The organism is Shewanella sp. 0m-8 (assembly GCF_052977265.1).
The window spans coordinates 1-21689 of sequence record NZ_JBRIMB010000025.1; the positions used below are offsets into that span (position 1 = coordinate 1).

Sequence of the window (21689 nt, forward strand, 5' to 3'; positions counted from 1 at the left end):
GCTCTTAAAGCGTTTGTCACCTGAATCAAATCTCCTAGGAGTTTTAACTCTCTAACACCGCTGCAAGTCCCGTTCTACCTGAGTAGTTGGCCTGCTGTGCCGTGTCAGTGGATGCGCATTATAGGGAAATTTGAGATCAGCGCAAGGGGGGTTTTCAATTAAATTAGAATAATCGAATCAAATGCATAGTTAACAAACGATACGTACAAAAAAGGGGCTAAAAGCCCCCTTTTTACATGTTTCACAGTAAAGGATCAGTTACCAAAGAAGCGAGATTCTTGCTTTGCTTCAATTTCACCATCATCAGTAGTCACTTTAAAGTTGATATGAGTCATTGTTCGGCTCAGGTCTACAGGGTCAACAGCAACACTAATAGGTAAGGTTAAGACTTCCCCTCCTTTAATGCTCACTTGTTGAGGTCCAATCCAATCATAATTGGCTAGCCCTTCAACACCCATATTGTAAAGGTGGGCCTCTTCTGTCTTATTCAAAATCTTCAACGTAAAGGTGTTCTCTATCAAACCGTCATCGGTTTCTCTATAGAGCTGGTTTCTGTCTCTGATAATGTCGATACGAATGGGGGCTATCGTAGCAGTTGCATAAACAAGAACTAAAATCATCACTGACAGTACTACGCCATAACCCACAAGCTTTGGCCTAAGCACTTTTTCCTTTACGCCCTCTAACTTATTTTCAGTGGTGTAGCTAATCAGTCCTTTATCGTAGCCCATACGTGTCATAGTCGTATCGCATGCATCAATACATGCACCACAGTTTATACACTCATATTGCAAGCCATTACGGATATCGATGCCAGTAGGACAAACTTGCACGCATAAGTCGCAGTCTATGCAGTCTCCTAAGCCTAGTGCTTTAGGATCGGCTTTTCTCGACCTTGGCCCTCTGGTTTCACCGCGCTTGGTATCATAACCCACTATATAAGTGTTCTTATCAAACATGGCGGCTTGGAATCGTGCGTAGGGGCACATGTGAAGACACATAATTTCGCGCATCCACCCTGCGTTACCGTAAGTCGCAAAGGTGAAGAAGATAACCCAGAAGTAAACACCGCCACTGGCTGTTAGGGTGAACACTTCTTTATAGACTTCACTGGTCGGCACAAAGTAAGACACGAATGTCATTGCTGTAAGTAAAGAGATTAGCAACCAAGATGCGTGTTTAGCGGTTTTGCGCCACAGTTTGTTGAAACTCCATGGCATCTGGTCGAGCTTAATACGCTTATTACGCGACCCTTCTAGCTTTTCTTCAAACCATATAAAGATAAAAGTCCACACGGTTTGCGGGCATGTGTAGCCACACCACACTCGACCGAGATATGTTGTGATAAAAAACAACCCAAATGCCGCGATCATTAATAATGCTGCGAGTAAGGTAAAATCCTGCGGCCAGATGGTTAAACCAAAGACATGAAACTTTTGCTCGGCAAGATTAAACCACACCGCTTGGCGGTCTCCCCAGGGGATCCAAGGCAGAATTAAAAAGAACAACATTGCCACCCAACCTAGACGGCGACGCAGAGTGCTCCACAAGCCCTCAACAGCACGGACATAAATACGATTACGCGGATTAAAGCGGTCGGCTTTACTGGCATCGGGTTGATGAATTTTGATTCTTTCAGCTTTAGAGAAGTCTTTATTATTTTGTTCTGCGCTCATTTTGCAGCCTTACAGCTTTAATTTTTCTGGAAAACTAGCTTATTATAACGCTTATACTACAAGTTATTCACCTACATAGGACTAAAAGATGAAGGGTTGGATCATATTGGCAATCATCGGTGGCATTCTTTACTACCTTTATACAGAAACCGATACCTTAGACGAGCCAATCGCTGAGATTGAAGGAATATTTCAACAGGCAGAGGACAAGCTTGATAGCATGACAGGCACTCAGATCCAGCGTGTAGATAATACACTCGATTTGTTAAAAACTGATATTGCAGACCGCCTTTCTGCTACGGAGCAACAAGCGTTAACTGTAATTACGCAATCACAGGCCAAACTCAATGAGTTTAAAGCTGATTTCTGTGGTAGTGGCGCCAATAAACATTCAGCTTTTAGTAAGGAAAATCAAACTTACATTTGCGACAAGCTTAATTAAAGGCCTAAAGTCTTTAGTCAAATAACGCAACAGATCTCAGTTAATCGATTAGCATGCAAACTAGATTGACCTGAGATCTGATTAGGCCTAGCCTTTAGCTATTATCGTATTTCTATGAAGAAAAAAGGCTAAAGGCTCATGACACTACCAGTATCTGACATTTTTGATCCCGAATTATGGGATCTTGTTCCAGGATTTGATTTCGAAGATGTTACCTACCACAGAGCCAAAGATCAGGGCACTGTACGTATCGCAATTAACCGCCCTGATTGCTTAAACTCGTTCCGCCCTAAAACCGTTGATGAACTTTACACCGCACTCAATCATGCGCGTCAGTGGTCTGATGTTGGTTGTGTATTACTAACAGGTAATGGCCCTTCAGCTAAAGGTCAATGGTCTTTCAGTGCCGGTGGCGATCAACGTATTCGCGGCAAAGATGGCTACAAGTATGAAGGTGCTGAAGAAGGCACGCCAGATGTGGCTCGTATGGGGCGTTTACATATTTTAGAAGTACAGCGTTTAATCCGCTTTATGCCTAAGGTGGTTATTGCTGTTGTACCAGGCTGGGCTGTTGGCGGTGGCCATAGTCTACATGTGGTATGTGACTTAACCCTTGCTTCAAAAGAGCACGCGGTATTTAAGCAAACTGACCCTGATGTAGGTAGTTTTGACTCAGGTTATGGCAGCGCTTACCTTGCTAAGATGATAGGCCAAAAGCGCGCTCGAGAAATCTTCTTCCTTGGCTTTAATTACTCTGCAGAAGAAGCCTTTGACATGGGAATGGTTAACCGCGCTATCCCTCACCAAGAATTAGAAACAGAAGCATTAAAGTGGGCTAAAGAGATCAACTCTAAGTCTCCTACCGCGATGCGTATGTTGAAATACGGCTTTAACTTACCCGATGACGGCTTAGTTGGTCAGCAGTTATTCGCCGGAGAAGCGACTCGCCTAGCTTATGGCACCGAAGAAGCCAGAGAGGGTCGTGATGCCTTCTTAGAAAAGCGTGATCAGGACTTCTCTTCATTCCCTTGGCACTACTAATTTACAGTTAATCTGTTAATGAAAGCCTAACGTAAACCCATCAGTACACGAACTATATTGATGGGTTTATACCCAAAGTGCATTTCCAATCGACAAAGCCTATCAAACTAATCTATGTAAACCCCTTTTAATTACAAATGATAACCATTACCATTTAGGTAATTCAAATAGAGGCACTCATTATGATTAAAACCATGACATTCGCAATTCTACACTTTGGCGTCGCCTTCACCATTACTTACCTGTTAACAGGAAGCGTTGTCATTGGTGGTGCCGTCGCGTTAATAGAACCTGCTGTTAATACCGTTGTTTTCTACTTTCACGAAAAGGTGTGGAAAAACATCGAGTCTAAAAACGCACTGCAAACTGCGCCAGCTTAATCTTTATCAGTATTATTTAAACCCAGTTTGTTCGCGAGCGGTCCAATAGCCCCCCCTTGAATAAACACTGAGAACAATACGATAAAGAACACCATGTGCACGATATCTAACGATCCCGGTACACCTGCCGCCGCGGGGATCAATGCGAATACAATGGGGGTCGCCCCTTTTAGACCAATAGAGGAAATAAACAGCCGCTTCTTCCAACTCGCCTTAGTAAAAGGCAAGTAACAAAGCTGCACAGCTAAAGGTCTAGCAACAAAGATCAACAGTAGTGCCGGTAGTAATGAGCTAATAAACACGGCAGCTAATGATTGCGGGAATATTTGTAAGCCCAACACGATAAACATTAAGGCCTGTGCTAACCAAGATAAACTATTAAAGAAGTGCAGATTAACAAGCTGGCCTCGCTTAATACCATTACCTATTACCACCCCCGCTATATATGAAGCCAATAAAATATTGCCACCCAGTACGTCGGCACCATAGGTCGCAATCACAAAGCTTGCGAGTACAAATACAGGGATGAGACCAAACTCTGATAGGTGAATTCGATTTAATAACCAGACCGCGATGCTAGCCACCAGCCAACCGACAATCATAGCGACACCAATTTGCGTGACCAATTCTATAGCGATCTCAGATGCCACTACGGTCTTACTGCTTGAAAGCGCCATATCAGTTAAAAAGATAACCAGTAGCATAGCGACGGGATCGTTAGTGGCCGATTCAAACTCTAATACCGTGTCGGTCTGTTCTTTTAGCTTAAGCTTTTTAGATTCAAGAATTGAAAACACTGCTGCAGCATCTGTCGATGACACAATAGCAGCAAACAATAGGCAAGTAATAAAGTTGAAATCCAACAGCCAGTATAAAATAAAGCCAAAAATAAGCGTGGTAAATAACACCCCAAAAGATGCGAGGATCCCGCCTTCTTTATAGGCGACTTTAATTTTGTCCGTTGAGGTATTAATGCCACCAACGAATACAATCATGTTCAACGCCAAGCCACCTATCCATGCGGTTTTATCTAGGTCGTCATAGACAAAGTTAAACTCGCCATTGCCTAGCATCAAGCCAACACCCATAAAAATAAGCAACGACGGAATACCAAGTGTTCTTGAAGGGTGGTGCAGTAATATGCCAACTAAAATTAACGCCGACATACCAATCATGATCATTTCAGTGGTCATTTATGCACCTTTAATGTGGTTATATAATGTAATTACGAAACAAGTGTCGAGTAATGAAGATAGGCTCAATAGAATCACTCGGCATTGCTATTTGCGAACAGGCGCTATTTGGCTATGGTTTTACAGATAAAAATGCGGTTTTGACTGGCTGTCATAAAAGTTTAATAATAAATTTATCTTACTAACTCACAACAGAAACATAGCATAAATCGGCACTCTTATTGTTAAAATAGTCTTAAGACTAAGTTAATTCCGACCGGAGTTTATTGCAACCATTTAACGCCAATCTCTTCAAGCCTCCCCAGCCTCTAGCTTAAGACGTTATATTATCAATTAAGAAAACTCCCCCTTAATTTTTATTCATTTAACAAAAACCGCCATTTTGTTTTCTACGCATTGACCATAACGCTTTGCTTAATCCCATTTAAACCTGTCGCACTAAAGGTGTTGTCACCTAACTGTCATATTCCTCTGTCTTAATGCGCTTGCCTGCAACGAGGCAACTAACTTGGTTTTGTAAAATAACTGGTATCTAAGCGACCAAACAATAGAGTGGAAATCGTAATGAAAAAAGTATTTGGCTTGTTAACCGCAGTAAGTCTAATGGCTGCACCACTAGCTCAAGCAAGCACTGTTACAGTATCAGGTTCGACATCTGTAGCCCATGTAATGGAAGTGCTGGCAGAAAACTATCAAAACAACACCAACAGCAGTGTAGAAGTACAAAGCACAGGCTCATCAGCGGGGATCCGAGCAGCCAAAGATGGCACCAGTATGATAGGTATGTCTTCTCGCAATATAAAAGATAATGAGCTTAGCAGTGACACCAAAGAGATCGTTATTGCTCGTGACGGAATTGCTGCCGCGGTCAATAAAACAAACCCAGTAACAAACTTAACTCAAGAACAGATTTCAAAAATTTATCGAGGCGAAATTAAAAACTGGAACGAAGTCGGCGGTGAATCACGCCCAATCGTTGTCGTCACTCGTGAGAATGGATCCGGTACTCGCGGTGCATTTGAAGAGATAATGAAACTTCAACGCACGATTAACGGCCACAAGGTCACCGCAATTTCTCCGACCGCTCAAGTAGGTAATGGTAACGGTATGATCAAAACCATCGTCGCCAATAACCCTTATGCAATCGGTTACATCTCTTTAGGCAGTGTCGATGCAAGCCTTCGTGCTGTCGACGTCAACGGTGTTGCAGCAACTGATGACAACATCATAGCCGGTGACTATCAAATCGCACGCCCCTTCATTGTATTGATAGATAAAAATGCACCAAGCAATGCTAACAACTTCATTGAATACATCCTGTCTGAAGATGGCCAAAACATAGTGGCTGAAGAAGGCTACATTCCTGTTAAGTAAACGATAACGAACAGAGGAATAAATATTCTTCTGTTCTCATTCAATCATTTTTCATCAGTTCGATGTCGAGGATAAGTGATGACGACAGCCAGTAAAGCTGGGTTGCAAGGGCTTCAGCTCGCCCCAGCAAAATCATACGACTTGAAAGAGATGGGGTTTCACCTTCTTTTCTTATGCAGCGCAATGGTCGGCGTACTTTCAGTTGCGACTATAGGTTGGTTTGTCTTTAGCGAAGGCTTACCTGCTTTTAAAGAAGCCGGTGTTTCACAAATGCTATTAGGTAAAGAGTGGCTGCCACCAGCACTATTTGGCTTGCTACCTATGATGGTTGCATCGCTAATATCAACAGCTGGCGCCGTAATGATTGGTGTACCTATTGCGCTACTTACCGCGGTATTTCTTGCAGAGCTCGCACCAAATTGGTTGGCCAATATTATTCGCCCTGCCGTTGAGCTGCTTGCTGGTATCCCCTCTGTGGTTTATGGCTTCTTTGGCTTGGTGATTATCGTCCCCGCCATAGAAACGATATTTAACATCCCTGCGGGTAACACCATACTCGCGGGCGTCATCGTTTTAGCCATTATGATTTTACCGACCGTCATTACGATTTCAGAAACCTCCCTACGCGCCTTACCACCAATCTATAAAGAGGGAGCGCTCGCACTCGGTGCTTCGCATATCTACAGTATTTTTAAGGTACTAATACCGGCTGCACGAAGCGGTATTTACACTGGTATTGCGCTAGGTGTCGCCCGCGCGATAGGCGAAACCATGGCAATCATTATGGTGATGGGCAATGCCCCAGCAATGCCTGGCTCAATTTTAGAGCCCGCTAGAACCTTAACCGCCAATATCGCGATGGAGATGTCATACGCTACAGGCATTCATGCCAGCGCACTCTACTCTACGGGCATAGTGTTACTGGTATTTATCGTAATACTTAACGGTTCACTGCTTTATCTCAACAGAAAGCGAGCGCACTAATGTTAAAACTTTCACGAGACAACCAAGACAAATTGATGATGCTAGCCATCTGGTCTGCTGCGGCTACAACTCTGCTGTTTTTACTTTGGGTGGTATGGCACATATTAAGTAATGGCCTCGCTCACGTTAGCTGGGAATTCATTACTGGCGCTTACACTCGTATTGGTGAAGCATCTGGAATTTGGGCCATGATAGTATCCACCGTGTATATGGTCGGCCTATCACTCGCCTTTGCCGCCCCGATTGGCATTATGACAGCTATTTACCTAACGGAATATGCCGCTCCAGGCAGCCAAGTGGTTAAGGTGATCCGCTTTTGTACCGAATCATTAGCGGGCATCCCATCGATTGTTTATGGTCTATTTGGTATGACCTTCTTTGTCACCACACTTGGACTAGGCTTTTCTATTTTATCAGGAGCATTAACCCTAGCCATGCTAATTCTCCCCGTGATAATCCGTACAACTGAAGAAGCGCTGCTGTCAGTGCCTATGAGCTATCGTGAAGGCGGCTATGCCTTAGGTAGCTCAAAAATCTACACCATTTTTCGCTTAGTCCTGCCCAGCGCCCTACCAGGTATTGTAACTTCAATAATTTTAAGCACTGGACGAGTGATAGGTGAGTCAGCCCCCGTATTTTTAACCGCTGGTATGGTGACACAAATTCCAGAATCGGTGCTTGAATCAGGCCGCACCTTGACTGTACACCTTTATAAATTAACCCAAGAGCTATTTACCCAACATGAGTGGGATCAAGCTTATGCCACCGCGACGGTTTTGATTGTGCTGGTTCTCATCTTAAATATGGCGACGAAAGTGATTGCCTCACGTTTAAATAAATCATCCAAATAAGGTTATCTCCATGAATAAGCTAGAAGTGAACAACTTAAACCTATTTTACGGCGACAACCACGCGCTCAAAGATATCTCTTTAGCCATTCCAGCTCGCCAAGTAACCGCGTTAATTGGCCCGTCAGGTTGTGGTAAATCAACCTTACTTCGCACGTTAAACCGCATGAATGACTTAGTTGCGGGGGTAAAGATTAACGGTGACGTGATGTTTGAGGGCAGCAATATTTATCAAGATGTGGATGTTAAACACTTAAGAATGCGAGTTGGCATGGTGTTCCAAAAGCCAAATCCCTTTCCAATGAGTATCTACGAAAATGTGGCTTTCGGCCTCAAAGCACAAGGCATTAAAGATAAAAAAGTCTTAGATAATGCGGTGGAGGAGTCGTTGCGGAGTGCAGCGCTATGGGAAGAAGTTAAAGATAGACTTAATACTCCCGCGTTTGGTCTATCTGGCGGCCAGCAACAACGATTATGTATTGCCCGAGCCATAGCCATGAAGCCGGAGGTGATTTTAATGGACGAGCCCACGAGCGCATTAGACCCCATTGCAACCCATAAAATTGAAGAGTTAATGGATGAACTGCGTAAACAATTCACTATCGTCATCGTGACTCACTCTATGAACCAGGCAAAGCGGATCTCAGACAAAACAGCATTTTTCTGGATGGGTGAGCTAGTTGAGCATGGTGACACGAGCCAAATTTTTAACCGTCCATTAGATCAACGGACTCAAGGTTACGTTAGTGGCAAGTTTGGTTAGGTTATACATAGCAATGCGCTCACGCCACAGTTGAGCGCATTGCTATCATTCATAGAAATAGAATTAGTGGTCCAGCGTACTAACATCGTTGAAGTTTTTGTTAATTATTAAGTGAATTTTCACGACAATAAACTAGTACCTAAGATGGAAATAGCTAATAAACCTAAAAAAACAAGGCTAACCAAAAAACGTAAGCTTGTTAAAGGCGCATTATTAAGATAGCTTCGGTATATAGGTATATTGAACAAAGAGGCTATCTTACATGAATATGGAAAGAACTAGAGAAGCTCAAGAACACCTGCAAAGAGAATTCGAAATCTACAACAATGCATGCATCAAGAAATTGCCCCCACTAGATATCGATAGTCCAGAGAATCTCGAGACAATGTTAGAGTTTGTCACTCGCCGAGAATCTTTAAAACAAGCCAAGAACCTCAATTCACCACCAGCTGCAAAACTTAAATCAGCCATCGCAGATACATTGTTACTATTAGATAACTTCGACATAAAGCAGTCTAAAGCGAAAGGCGCAGCAGAAAGACAAGAACAAACATAGGCGCAACACTAATACAGGCAAGAATGTACATATACAACAGCATAGCAACCTTCCTTCATTAGGGAATGATAGTTTTAATTTAAGAACTTGCTAACTGAAAATCTGTTCCTATAATACCTAAAACCGGAGCGCCCCAAAACGCTGCGGTTTTTTTGTGCCTGAAATAAGCTCAGGAATTAATTTAATGCCCGATAAAAAATCTTTTTATCGGCGGTTTTGCTGCGCGCAAAATCCATGAGAGGAATAAACTATGCGTATTGAACAAGATATAAAGTTAGGTTTTAAAGATGTACTTATCCGACCTAAGCGTTCAACGTTAAAGAGTCGTTCTCAAGTAGATCTAAACCGTCAATTTACTTTTAAGCACAGTGGTAAAACTTGGTCTGGTGTACCAATTATTGCCGCGAACATGGATTCTGTAGCCAGCTTTAAGATGGCAGCTAGCCTAGCTACACACAATGTTATGACAGCGGTTCATAAGCATTACACTGTTGAGCAGTGGGGCGAGTTTGTTGCCAGCCAACCTGCTGATGTACTTCAACATGTGATGGTTTCAAGCGGTACCTCAGATGCTGACTTCATTAAGTTAAGTGAAATTTTAGCGCTTTCTGATGCGCTTAACTTTATCTGTATCGACATCGCTAACGGCTATTCAGAACATCTAGTCGATTACGTACGCAAAGTAAGACAAGCTCATCCACAAACTGTCATTAGCGCGGGGAACGTGGTCACTGGTGATATGGTTGAAGAACTGATTATTGCCGGTGCAGATATCGTTAAAGTCGGTATTGGCCCTGGCTCAGTATGCACAACGCGTGTTAAAACTGGCGTTGGCTACCCACAACTTTCAGCCATTATCGAATGTGCTGATGCAGCCCACGGCTTAGGTGGACAGATTATTGGTGATGGCGGCTGTAGTTGTGCTGGTGATGTCGCTAAAGCCTTTGGTGGCGGTGCAGACTTTGTGATGCTTGGCGGTATGTTAGCTGGCCATGAAGAAAGCGGCGGCGAAGTTATTGAGCAAGATGGCAAAACCATGGTTAAGTTCTACGGCATGTCATCACAGTCAGCAATGGATAAACACTCTGGTGGCGTTGCTAAGTACCGCGCAGCAGAAGGTAAAACGGTATTACTGCCATTTAGAGGCAGCGTAGATAACACCATTAATGACATTATGGGTGGCGTACGATCTACTTGTACTTATGTTGGTGCTGCATCACTCAAAGAACTCACTAAACGCACCACGTTTATTCGTGTTCAAGAGCAGGAAAATAACGTTTACGGTAAAGAGTAAACTATAAAACAACTCATTTAATAGGGGCTTTAACAGAGCTCCTATTACGTGGTTAACGCCAAGTTATAAAGATAATGTTCATACTCGATTTTTTGTCATTTGTATTACTTCCTCTAATCCCAACCGCCTTTTATAAATATATTATCTACCCGATTTAAATAAAGCCCTCCCTCTAGTCACAACACTCCAGATAATACATGACGATTAGCGGTGCTTACTTAAGCATATTTTTGATCTATATCAATTCCAAAACAGCTACCTTTGTTAAGTTAAGGTTAATGGCGGCATGTTCGCCCATGTTTTCGCTAGGAGGGCTTGTGAACTGGGACGATTTTTCCAAGTGGCAGTACTTATTAATAGAAAATATGTCGACGAGAGAGATTAAAGGTGAAGACTTTAGCTATCTATCGAATATTTTGCAGGCTGATGCGACGAGCATTACTGTTATCGATACTTGCCTAGAGAGACAACACACCTGGTCACCAGAGATCTCAACAAAAGATATCCCGCTTTACCAACAACACTGGCGGCATGATATTTTCTTTAATACTTACTTACGCAAAGGCCTGATAAATACTTCGCAAATAATGGAGAGCCTACTTGATCCCGAGTTGATTTCGGACCAAATCTACAGTGAAAACTTACTGCCTTATGTTCGCTATCGTTCAAGCCTAATTCTACTTTTAGGCGTCAACCAGCACCTGTACCTGTTATTTACGGCTCACTCGCTTAACAAGGTATTTAGTCGTAGCGCACGACGATTACATGAGAAGCTAGGCCATTCAATGCAACCATGGGTTAGTGCTTTTCACGCTAAACAATTAGCAAGTATGGAGCAAGATAAAGCCCTTTGTCGCTGCCAAGAACATTTTCCACTGACGATCAGGCATAGACCGATCAAGTTAACGCCTGCTGAATACCAGGTGCTGAGCTTATTAATCAGTGGTCATTCGGGCTCTGATATCGCAGATATTCGAAACGTCAGCAAGGAAACCATAAAGAGCCAGATAAAAAGCGTACTACACAAAACGGGCTCTAAGCATCAAAATCAATTGTTGTGGCGCTATAACCATGATGAGCTGGTGGTGACTATCGGCCTTAATAGTTAGGTCTCGTCAATTGGCTATTACAAAAAAAGCCTGCCGATATCTGCAGGCTTTACTCATTAAAGCACTAAAGAGAGTTATGGCTTAACTTGCTTAATTGCAATAGCAAAGGCCGAGAACTCATCAGCCCCATCTTGCCATTGAGATACCACCACCATTAGGTCTTTATCTTGGTTCATAGCCCACTTATCTTCGTCACCAACAAATAACCCATCCACTAGACTCATCTGCATAGATTGGTCAGTTAACGTCTGATTTTCGGACGTTGCCACATGGCTCCATACTGCAAGACCATCAGCATTAATATTCAGTTCGACAATCCAATAGCCAAAACCATCGGTGTTCATGCTGCCATCGTCTGGCATCTGTAAGTTATATAGGCGCCAACTTCCCTCTAGATCCGCAATAGTTGGATTTTCATTGGCACGCAATAGTACCGACATATTCTGTCGAGTTGCTTTAAAGCTATGGCGCAAAATGACATCTTTACCGCGAGAAAGGTAAGTCACCGCAGACTCATCGTCATCTTCGATGGTGATCTTACCCATCTCATTCATAGCAAATTGAACCGTTTCTACCTCATTACTCGCTTGCTGATTACCAACTGTTAGCTCTATAATGTCAGCCTTACCCTGGTCATCAATCACAAGCTTATCGATCCACACACCAAACTCGTTCTGATTAAAGTTAGCGCTAACAGGGGTTTCAACTCCTGTACCCCACCACTGTCCTTCGAGATCGCTAAGCTGTTGGCCACCAGATAACTTTATCGAAAAGCCAAGTTCCTGCTCACCCTCTTCACTAAAGTAATTGGCAATCTTGTCTTTATTACTGCTTAAACCCATATCGAGATTGTCTATCTCAGTAAAGCTCAGCATGCCGCTTTCACTTAAGTTAACTTTAAATGTGTCAGTATCTAGATCCCCAGCACTCTTTACCTTAGCCGCCATAGTGACATTACCCGCGGCGTCGATAGTCCACTCTTCAACCACATAATTAAAGGCATCCGGTGAGTATGTGCCGGCAACGGGGATAGAAAAGAAGACCGTATGCCACTGCCCAGTCAAATCCGTTAATTGATATTCCCGACTCTGACCGAAGTGGGCTAACGCATCATCAGCATCGACCAGATCTTCAGCCTCCAATCCTGATGCGACAAGTGCTTGCCCAGCCTGCTCATCAAAATTATCTGCTGTAGGGTCCACCTGATGGCCCGCTAGCGTTTCATGGATATCATCCGCTAATTGAATTCCTGTATCGGGGTCATTATCTGTATCGAGCGACTGCAGTAAGCGCAAGGTGTTAATCACTCCTGTATTATCAGCCGAATCTGTTTGGTACAAATCCATCGGTGTCACTTCTTCCTGACCCGCGACAATTGGAAAACGCGTAGCGCCTATGTAGAATTCTACAGACTCACCCTCGTTATAATTAAACTGTCCCTGAGCGTTCGTGACACCACTATGATCCGCAGTTTCATAGCCCATTCCCGCTACTGGACTATCCGAAAATATTCCCGTCAATACTGTTGGCTGTGGCTCTGGAGCCGGCGGTTGGGTGGCGTTATCGCTGTCGCTACCGCAGCCAGTAAGGGCTAGTATACTACTCACAGCCAAGGCCGATACGCTAAGCCTTATTAGTTTTTTCATTATTTCTCTCCTTGATATTGGCCTATGGATAGCATGTGATAAGCCTGTCATTACAGCATCCCCCTTTAGGGGGATAACATAGGAGAAAGTAAGATCTCTAAAACAAAGAAACCTCCACAAGGGAGGTTTCTAATCATTAAATGATAAATTTAATTCTATCTGTTACTCAACCGTCACTGACTTAGCCAAATTACGTGGCTGATCGACATCGGTACCTTTAATCAAGGCTACGTGATAAGACAGTAACTGTAGTGGAATGGTGTAGATTAACGGTGCCATAAACTCATCACAGTGTGGAACCGGAATCACCTTCATGGTGTCATCCGACTCGAACTCTGCGTCTTTATCGGCGAATACATACATCAAGCCACCGCGAGCACGTACCTCTTCAACGTTAGACTTTAGTTTCTCTAATAGCTCATTGTTTGGTGCAACTACGATAACCGGCATATCAGCGTCAATCAGTGCTAATGGACCATGCTTAAGCTCACCTGAAGCGTAAGCCTCGGCGTGGATATAAGAGATCTCTTTAAGCTTAAGCGCACCTTCCATTGCGATGGGGTACTGATCACCACGCCCTAAAAATAGTGCATTGTGCTTATCGGCAAAATCTTCAGCAAGTTCGGCAATCGCATCGTCTAAACCTAGTGCTTGCTCTACTTTAGCTGGCATAGAAAGCAAGCTTTGGCTGATCTGAGCTTGCATCTCATCAGACATACCATTGTAACGGCCAATAGCAGATGTCAGCATTAATAGACCCGCTAACTGCACAGTGAAGGCTTTAGTTGACGCTACGCCAATCTCGGCGCCTGCTTTCATCATGTAAGCCATATCAGATTCACGAACAAGTGATGACCCTGGCGCATTACAAATCGTCAATGTTGCCTTATAACCCATCTCTTTAGCCAAGCGCATTGCCGCTAAGGTATCTGCGGTTTCACCAGACTGTGAAATAGTAACGAGTAAGCTGTTAGGGAATAGATGAGATTTACGGTAACGGAACTCAGAAGCGATTTCGACGTTACACGATACACCCGCCCAATCTTCTAACCAGTAACGTGCTGCCATACCGGCATGGTAACTGGTACCACAAGCAATAATCTGTACGTGCTTAATGTCTTTTAGGAATTCAGCTGCGTTGTCACCAAATGCAGTATCTAATACTTTACCACCCGCAATACGGCCTTCAAGTGTACGAGCGATAGCTGTTGGCTGCTCGTAGATCTCTTTTAGCATGTAATGACGGTATTCACCTTTGTCGCCGGCGTCATGAGTTACTTCAGACTCTTTAACTTCACGCTCAACCGCATTGCCATCTACATCATAAATACTCACGGTCCGACGCGTCACTTCAGCCACATCGCCTTCTTCTAAGAAAGCAAAAGAGCGTGTCACAGGTAAAAGTGCTAGCTGATCAGAAGCAACGAAGTTTTCACCTAGGCCATAACCGATAACCAGTGGGCTGCCAGAGCGAGCCACGATCATACGCTCACTGTCACGACGGTCGATAACCACAGTGCCGTAGGCACCTTCTAGTTGCTTAACGCTTGCTTGAACCGCTGCAAGTAGCGTGTCATGTGCCTTTAACTCATGATGCACTAAGTGACAAATCACCTCGGTATCAGTGTCTGATGCAAAGGTATAGCCTAAGCCTTTTAGCATCTCACGCAGTTTATTGTGGTTTTCGATAATACCGTTGTGAACGACTGCTATATCACCTTCAGATAAATGAGGGTGTGCATTACGCTCACTCGGCTCACCATGAGTTGCCCAGCGTGTATGCGCAATACCTGTACCACCAGCAAGTGGTGCAATATCGAGTGCAGCCGATAACTCTTGTACCTTGCCCACACGGCGAGTTCTATTGAGCTCACCATTATTTAATACCGCAACACCCGCAGAGTCATATCCACGGTATTCAAGGCGTCTTAGCCCTTCCACAAGAATTTCAGCTACATCTCTTTGTGCTACAGCACCAACGATTCCACACATATTATTTACCTAGACTCTCTTTGTGAGAGATAAATTTAAAGTTAAAAATTGAATTTTAAAATGGATAACGCGATTAATCAGAGATGATGACTCTGAATACGTTACCCTGCATAAGGTGCTAGAATAACTCGCACACCATGCTTAGAAATGATGTCTAGCGCTTCACTCGGTAACCTATCATCGGTGACTAACACGCTGATTTTGCTCCAGGGTAGTTCAAGGTTTGGAATGCGTCTACCCAGCTTTTCTGACTCGAGCATCACCACCACTTCTCGTGACACTTCCGCCATCACCTTGCTTAAACCAGTCAGTTCATTAAAGGTTGTCGTGCCACGCTCAAGATCGATACCGTCAGCACCGATAAACAGCTGATCAAAGTTATATGAACGCAACACTTGTTCGGCAATCTGTCCTTGGAAAGACTCAGAATGCGGATCCCAAGTACCGCCCGTCATTAATAGCGTCGGCTCATTTTCTAGCTCATGAATCGAATTAGCCAGAGCAAGGGAGTTAGTCATCACTAATAAACCACGCTTAGCATTAAGCTCACCAATCAAACCTGACGTAGTACTGCCGCTATCGATAATAATGCGATTATGGTCGTTAATCAGCTGAGCAGCCGCCTTTGCGATAGATAACTTATTCGGTGCTATTTTAGCTGTAAACTGCTGGGTAACTTCATCAGGCACGGCGACGGCGCCACCATAACGACGCAGTAAAAGTCCGGTTTTTTCTAATGTGGCTAAGTCTTTGCGAATGGTGACTTCAGAAGTTTCAAAACGTAGGGACAACTCTTCAACACTCACCTCTCCTTGCTGGTTAAGCAGGCTAATAATGCTGTGACGTCGTTGTTGAGTGTTTCGTTTGTTCATAAAACCTTTCGCTAAGTTTCGATTCGAAAGGCATATTATAGTGAAACGAAACTTATTTGCCAGTTTTTGATGATAATGAGTGTTTCAGTAAAAAATCATCAATACAAAAAAGCCCCAACCCTAAGGTTGAGGCTTTAGCACTCATTAGACTTGCAGCTTTCGTTAGAACTTAGCTTCTAGCGCTAGGCTAAAGTGACGCCCTTCACCTACAGTCACATCGGTATTAGTACCGCCCGCTAGGTAATCTGCATCGAATAGGTTTTTCACGTTTACACGAACGCTGACATCACTCCCCATTACGTCCATAGTGTATGCAGCGCCCATATCGAAGCGTACATAACCATCTTTACTAATCGTATTGCTGGTATTAGCAAAACGCTCACCCACATAGAGAGCACCAAAGTTTAATGCTAAATCATCGGTCATCTCATAACGCGTCCATACGTTTGCAGACCACTCAGGCGCATCAACAGGAGTCTTACCGTTCAAGCTATCCGTTTCAGGGCGATGATACTCAGCATCGAGATACATCATAGAACCCGTCATAAACCAGCTATCGCTCACTTGACCTTGAGCGCCCACCTCAAAACCTTTATGGCGCTGCTCACCTGACTGAGTCGTAATAGTTTCAGAACTACCTTCAATCTCTTCAGTTACCGTCACATTTGATACTGTGATATCAAATACGGCACCGGTTAACAGTAGGCTACCGTCAAACAGTTCCCACTTAGTGCCCACTTCATACTGCTCGCCGTATTCAGGATCGAGATTCTTACCATCATTAACGTCATCAATGTTGTTTACTATCCCTTGAGGGGTAAAACTCTTAGAGTAGTTAACGTAGATGCTGCCGTTATCCGCAGGTGAGTAGATCACACCAAATTTAGGCGATACCGCATAACTATTATTACCCAAACCTTCTTTCTTCTGTTCGTCGTAACGTACACCAGCAAGCACCTGCCACTCATCGGTAATCGTCACTAAGTCTTGAACATAGAAACCGTAGTGCTTGTATTCACTTTCGTATTTGGTTGCATCACGGTTGTAATCAAGATCTGGCCTAGGGACAGCCTGACCAGGCATGACTAATTGGTTTTTCTCACCCGACTCTTTGAGCTGACCATAGTAGTAATCAAGCATGTTAGCGCCAACAAGCAACTGGTGTTCTATATCACCGGTGTAGATATTACCAGTGAAATCAACAAAGCCGGTTTTGTGCTGCCAGTCGTCATAACGGTCAAATGGACTAATATAATAACCATCTGTAAATGGATCTTCAGAGCCACTGATAAGTGATGGCGAAGAATCTAAACGTTGACGATTAAACTGCTGATCGTTATAACCCGCTTTAACTTGCCAGTCATCGGTTAGGTTATAAAGCAGCTCAGCACCTAAGTTAGAAATCGTGTTATCGGTAAATGCCCATGGCTGATCCCAAATAATGTCACGGCCACCAATCAAGTCACCGCTACTGTTTAACCAACCACCTCGATCGATACCCGTTTTGTCTTGAGTATGATCATATTTAAGTGAGAGTAGTAAGTCATCGGTAATATCAAACTCTAGGTTAAGATAGCCTAACCAGCGATCACGCTCTTGATGACTACCGTCTTGATACTCTCTCCAGTAAGTAGTGTCTTGCTTAACCAATACCGTACGGTAACGAATGGTCTCAGCATCATTTAAGCTACCACCCGCATCAAGTTGGAAACGGGTAGAACCATGCTCATCGGTATCAAAGCCAATATCTAGCATCGTCTCGTAAGCAGGCTTCTTGGTAACCATGTTGATCAAGCCGCCAGGGCCTGACTGGCCATAAAGCATACTTGACGGACCTTTAAGCACTTCAACTTGCTGTAGTGTTTCAATAGGCTGTACGTAGTGAGACCACTGCTGCTGACCATTGATCAAGAAGCCTGAACCAGATGAAAGCTCAAAACCACGAATATTAAATACTTGGCGGTTCCACTTTTCAGATCCGCCTGTCACGCTCGAATCATTAACCAACACTTCAGAAAGGTTGGTTGCTAGCTGTTCATCAGTGACAAAGTCAGGGATAACGGTGACAGATTGAGGCGTGTCTAAGATGTCGATATTGCCGCGCATAGCGCCTGAAGATGAGCCTACGTTGTAATCGTTAAAACTACGACCTGTAACGCTAATACGCTCAATATTGCTATTAGCGACAATGGTATTTTCAGCTGCAGCTTCTTCAGCAAAAACTGATGATGAAGCCAATGCGGTAACGATTGCGAGCCCTAAACGAGAAAACTTAAATGACGTCCCAACAGACATATCCAACCCCAAAATGACACATGAATGTAATAATTGAGTCGCAATATAAATGAGAATCGTTTTTATTTAAGCTTCTTTACACATATTTACAATAGAGAGTGACGCAGTTCAAATATGTCCTCAGTATCGGGCATTTACCAGTCTAAAATGTATGCGCAACAACCCTGTGCAATACATTAATTTAGAGGTAAGACATAGGCAAGCCTCGCGATTAAAGCCGTTACTGGCAGGAGTACTATTTAGTCAAAGATTTAGTCAAAACTAGTCCAGAAAACAAAAAAGCGACCCAAAGGTCGCCTCTTCAATGGCATAAGCCTACTTATTTTTGCTTAACAGGTCGCACCCAGCCCGTTAAATGCCGTTGCTTAACGCGCGTGATCACTAACTCATCGGCTGCAACATCTTTAGTAATGGTAGAACCTGCACCTAAGGTGGCCCCTTTACCAATAGTCACGGGGGCAACAAGCTGGGTATCGCTACCAACAAATACATTGTCTTCAATGATTGTCTGGAACTTATTGGCACCGTCATAGTTACAAGTAATGGTACCTGCACCAATATTAACGCCGCTACCTATGGTTGCATCACCAATATAAGCCAAGTGCCCCGCTTTGGAACCCTTGCCTAATACCGCTTTTTTCATCTCAACAAAGTTGCCAATATGAGCATCTTCTTTAAGTTCAGCGCCGGGACGTAAACGAGCAAAAGGCCCAGCACTTGCAGCGACTCCCACTTTAGCGCTTTCGATAATCGAATAGGGTTTAATTACCGCGTTGTCACTAATCTCGCAATCAATAAGAATCGTGCCAGCACCAATGGTGACGTTATTACCAATCGTCACTTTACCTTCGATAATCACGTTAACATCAATCATCACATCCATGCCGACAGTTACATCGCCACGAATATCAATACGTGCAGGGTCGCGCAGGTTAGCGCCCTCAAGCATCAGCTTTTCTGCCGCACGCGCTTGATAAGCTCGCTCAAGTTGCGCTAGTTGTACGCGGTTATTTGCACCTTCAACTTCCACAGCAGACTCCGGCTGTGCGGTGGTAATAGCAACGCCATCATTGTGCGCCATAGCAACGATGTCGGTAAGGTAATATTCACCTTGAGCATTGTCTGATGACAACTGACTAAGCCAGGCTTTAAGTTGCTTACCCGGTGCAGCCATGATGCCAGTGTTGATCTCATTGATAGCAAGCTGCTCGGCATTAGCATCTTTCTGCTCGATGATACCCACGACGTTACCGTTCTCTCTAACAATACGGCCGTAACCCGTTGGGTTTGGTAGATTAACAGTAAGAATAGCCAAACCATTAGCGTCACGTGCAGCCAATAATCCATCAAGCGTCGATGCCTGAATCAACGGCACGTCACCATAAAGAATAAGCACCGTATCATCGTCGCTAATATTGTCATTCGCCTGCGCTACCGCGTGGCCAGTGCCCAATTGCTCAGCTTGTAGTACCCAATTAAGTTGCTGTTCACCTAAGCTTGCCTGCAGTTTATCAGCGCCATAGCCATAAACTAGCTGGATAGCATCACTGCCCACTTGATGTGCAGTATCGATAACATGCTGAACCATGCTCTTATGAGCGATAGGGTGAAGAACTTTTGGAAGATCTGAGCGCATGCGGGTTCCCTTGCCTGCGGCCAAAATCACTACATTCAGTGCCATTGGTTTATATCCTTGAGCTAATGCTTAAGCTAGTATTTGAGCTAATGTTAGAAAATGAGGTATTTATCAGATTACGATTTTAAGCGATACCAGTATTAAAAGCGACTCGACTTGCTGCAGGATCTAGATTAAAAGCTAATGGTTTTATCTGCCACCAGTACCCATTGAGCAAGATCATCCATAGTAGCTTCCTCGCAACCTTCAATGACTTTCAGATCTGCCAGTCCACGAGCTTGCATGCAAGAACCGCAAAACTTAATTTGTGTTTTTTGTGCGGCAACAATCTCTAGCATCTGTTGAATGTTATAGCCTTCAGTAGGTTTCTGATTAGGTAGAACTGCAGTAACTGCATCAGACAGTAAAAATAGGCTTACTCGAACGGGTGAATAGTCTTGCTCGTTGAGCTGTATAGCCAATCGAAGGGCATTAAACAACTTTTCTGTACCATAGGGGGCATCATTAACAATTATCAGTACGTGCTGCATGGAAGAACTCTCAAGCATAAAATTAATCCATGAGGGTAACACTCAAATTAGCCAAGGGTTCTTACTTAGATCACGTTCTGACGTTATGCCGATTGCGGAAAAGAGTTCTTCAGACAGTTAAATAACCAGCCGCTAGGACGTGAGCTGGTCACGGCTAGAGCGTCACTACGTTCCTGCTAGATCCTATAAGAGCAGCATCGGCAGTCCTAAGGTGGCTAATACCAAAGCTGGTGGGCAAAACAACCTAGAGTAGATTGATGAGAAGGGTCACAGAAGCTCTCGCTAAACTTAGCTTTTATCTTTTCCGTGAGTGAGCTTGCGAACGTTCCGTTATCCGTCAGCGAAGCGTTTGCTTTTCCTATCATCTAGAACCCTCTTTTCCCATATTTTCCGTAAGTGACGTAGTCACGTTCCCTAGGCCGCAGGCCGTTCGTCTTTGTCTTTCCTAGCACCTAGGACCTTTCTTCGCTTTTCCTAGGACCTGCTTTTAGACACAAATACCAAAACTAACCATCCATGGGTTTTGGCATAAGTGTTCCAGACACAAAAAAGGCGCCCATCCGTTAAGAAGGGCGCCTTTTTTCTTCAAACAATAACCTTATCTGGCAATGTTCTTCTTGATGGTCTCGACAACACGCAACTGGGCAATAGCTTGAGCTAACTCAACTGCTGCCGCAGCATAGTTAAAGTCAGCACCAGCATCAGCCATATGAGCTTCTGCACGATGCTTGGCTTCTATAGCTGCCTGCTCATCAATCTCATCGGCACGCATAACGACGTCAGCCAATACTGAAATTGAAGAAGGTTGTACTTCCAGGATACCACCTGAAAGGTAAAACACCTCTTCGCTTCCATCTTGTTTGACGATGCGCGCCATGCCAGGTTTGATACTTGTCAACAGAGCTGCGTGACCAGGCATAATACCTAGTTCACCTTCTGTTCCTGATACTTGTAGCTGAGCTACTCGACCAGAAAAGATATGACTCTCTGCGCTTACCATATCAAGCTGTACTGTCATGGCTGCCATCCGTTCTCCTTAAACTAAGTCAAAGACTTAG

Annotated in this window: 19 protein-coding genes; 10 read left to right on the forward strand and 9 right to left on the reverse strand. The window is 43.9% G+C overall.

What is annotated here, in order from left to right; genetic code table 11:
* Positions 1 to 254: 254 nt before the first annotated feature.
* Positions 255 to 1676, reverse strand: a complete 1422-nt coding sequence (ccoG, locus tag ACVBIO_RS12740; RefSeq protein ID WP_447172763.1) for a cytochrome c oxidase accessory protein CcoG — start codon at positions 1674 to 1676, stop codon at positions 255 to 257.
* Positions 1677 to 1764: 88 nt separating this feature from the next.
* Between ccoG and ACVBIO_RS12745 the strand changes: the two genes are divergently transcribed.
* From ACVBIO_RS12745 to ACVBIO_RS12755, 3 genes are all read left to right on the forward strand, one after another.
* Positions 1765 to 2118 (forward strand): hypothetical protein, encoded by a 354-nt coding sequence (locus ACVBIO_RS12745; RefSeq protein WP_447161601.1) that lies wholly within the window; start codon positions 1765 to 1767, stop codon positions 2116 to 2118.
* A 138-nt stretch (positions 2119 to 2256) separates the two neighbouring features.
* The gene (locus ACVBIO_RS12750) at positions 2257 to 3159 is read left to right on the forward strand and encodes a 1,4-dihydroxy-2-naphthoyl-CoA synthase (RefSeq protein ID WP_447161602.1); all 903 of its coding nucleotides are present in this window, start codon (positions 2257 to 2259) and stop codon (positions 3157 to 3159) included.
* 182 nt (positions 3160 to 3341) lie between these two features.
* Positions 3342 to 3539 carry a DUF2061 domain-containing protein gene (locus ACVBIO_RS12755; RefSeq protein ID WP_447161603.1) on the forward strand — a complete coding sequence of 66 codons (198 nt, stop codon included), beginning with the start codon at positions 3342 to 3344 and terminating at the stop codon, positions 3537 to 3539.
* Here ACVBIO_RS12755 and ACVBIO_RS12760 read toward each other — a convergent pair.
* A complete protein-coding gene (locus ACVBIO_RS12760; protein ID WP_447161604.1) occupies positions 3536 to 4732 on the reverse strand; it encodes a potassium/proton antiporter in 1197 nt (398 codons plus the stop codon). The genes ACVBIO_RS12755 and ACVBIO_RS12760 overlap by 4 nt on opposite strands.
* A 564-nt stretch (positions 4733 to 5296) precedes the next feature.
* On the opposite strand from ACVBIO_RS12760, the gene ACVBIO_RS12765 reads away from it, so the two are divergent.
* From ACVBIO_RS12765 to ACVBIO_RS12795, 7 genes are all read left to right on the forward strand, one after another.
* Positions 5297 to 6106, forward strand: a complete 810-nt coding sequence (locus ACVBIO_RS12765; protein ID WP_447161605.1) for a phosphate ABC transporter substrate-binding protein — start codon at positions 5297 to 5299, stop codon at positions 6104 to 6106.
* Between the two features lie 78 nt (positions 6107 to 6184).
* A complete protein-coding gene (gene pstC / locus ACVBIO_RS12770) occupies positions 6185 to 7090 on the forward strand; it encodes a phosphate ABC transporter permease subunit PstC (protein ID WP_447161606.1) in 906 nt (301 codons plus the stop codon).
* Positions 7090 to 7941 carry a phosphate ABC transporter permease PstA gene (gene pstA, locus ACVBIO_RS12775; RefSeq protein WP_447161607.1) on the forward strand — a complete coding sequence of 284 codons (852 nt, stop codon included), beginning with the start codon at positions 7090 to 7092 and terminating at the stop codon, positions 7939 to 7941. The genes pstC and pstA overlap by 1 nt, the downstream gene beginning before the upstream one ends.
* A gap of 10 nt (positions 7942 to 7951) precedes the next feature.
* On the forward strand, positions 7952 to 8701 hold the full coding sequence (pstB, locus tag ACVBIO_RS12780; protein WP_447161608.1) for a phosphate ABC transporter ATP-binding protein PstB: 750 nt from the start codon (positions 7952 to 7954) through the stop codon (positions 8699 to 8701).
* A 262-nt stretch (positions 8702 to 8963) separates the two neighbouring features.
* Complete coding sequence (locus ACVBIO_RS12785; protein WP_447161609.1) at positions 8964 to 9257, forward strand: hypothetical protein; 294 nt, start codon at positions 8964 to 8966, stop codon at positions 9255 to 9257.
* Positions 9258 to 9507: 250 nt separating this feature from the next.
* A complete protein-coding gene (locus tag ACVBIO_RS12790) occupies positions 9508 to 10551 on the forward strand; it encodes a GMP reductase (RefSeq protein ID WP_447161610.1) in 1044 nt (347 codons plus the stop codon).
* 317 nt (positions 10552 to 10868) lie between these two features.
* A complete protein-coding gene (locus tag ACVBIO_RS12795; protein ID WP_447172764.1) occupies positions 10869 to 11660 on the forward strand; it encodes a helix-turn-helix transcriptional regulator in 792 nt (263 codons plus the stop codon).
* A 74-nt stretch (positions 11661 to 11734) separates the two neighbouring features.
* Here the strand turns inward: ACVBIO_RS12795 and ACVBIO_RS12800 are convergent, their stop codons facing one another.
* The 7 genes from ACVBIO_RS12800 to ACVBIO_RS12830 form a co-directional block, all read right to left on the reverse strand.
* Positions 11735 to 13306, reverse strand: coding sequence for a hypothetical protein (locus ACVBIO_RS12800; RefSeq protein WP_447172765.1), 1572 nt, complete (start codon positions 13304 to 13306; stop codon positions 11735 to 11737).
* 162 nt (positions 13307 to 13468) lie between these two features.
* Positions 13469 to 15298 carry a glutamine--fructose-6-phosphate transaminase (isomerizing) gene (glmS, locus tag ACVBIO_RS12805; RefSeq protein ID WP_447164298.1) on the reverse strand — a complete coding sequence of 610 codons (1830 nt, stop codon included), beginning with the start codon at positions 15296 to 15298 and terminating at the stop codon, positions 13469 to 13471.
* A 101-nt stretch (positions 15299 to 15399) separates the two neighbouring features.
* A complete protein-coding gene (locus ACVBIO_RS12810) occupies positions 15400 to 16170 on the reverse strand; it encodes a DeoR/GlpR family DNA-binding transcription regulator (RefSeq protein WP_447161614.1) in 771 nt (256 codons plus the stop codon).
* Between the two features lie 162 nt (positions 16171 to 16332).
* Complete coding sequence (locus tag ACVBIO_RS12815) at positions 16333 to 18465, reverse strand: TonB-dependent siderophore receptor (protein WP_447172766.1); 2133 nt, start codon at positions 18463 to 18465, stop codon at positions 16333 to 16335.
* Between the two features lie 319 nt (positions 18466 to 18784).
* A complete protein-coding gene (glmU, locus tag ACVBIO_RS12820; RefSeq protein ID WP_447172767.1) occupies positions 18785 to 20146 on the reverse strand; it encodes a bifunctional UDP-N-acetylglucosamine diphosphorylase/glucosamine-1-phosphate N-acetyltransferase GlmU in 1362 nt (453 codons plus the stop codon).
* A 128-nt stretch (positions 20147 to 20274) separates the two neighbouring features.
* Positions 20275 to 20649, reverse strand: a complete 375-nt coding sequence (locus ACVBIO_RS12825) for a DsrE/DsrF/TusD sulfur relay family protein (RefSeq protein WP_447161617.1) — start codon at positions 20647 to 20649, stop codon at positions 20275 to 20277.
* A gap of 580 nt (positions 20650 to 21229) precedes the next feature.
* Positions 21230 to 21658: a F0F1 ATP synthase subunit epsilon gene (locus ACVBIO_RS12830; RefSeq protein ID WP_447161618.1), complete on the reverse strand. Its 429-nt coding sequence runs from the start codon at positions 21656 to 21658 to the stop codon at positions 21230 to 21232.
* Positions 21659 to 21689 lie beyond the last annotated feature (31 nt).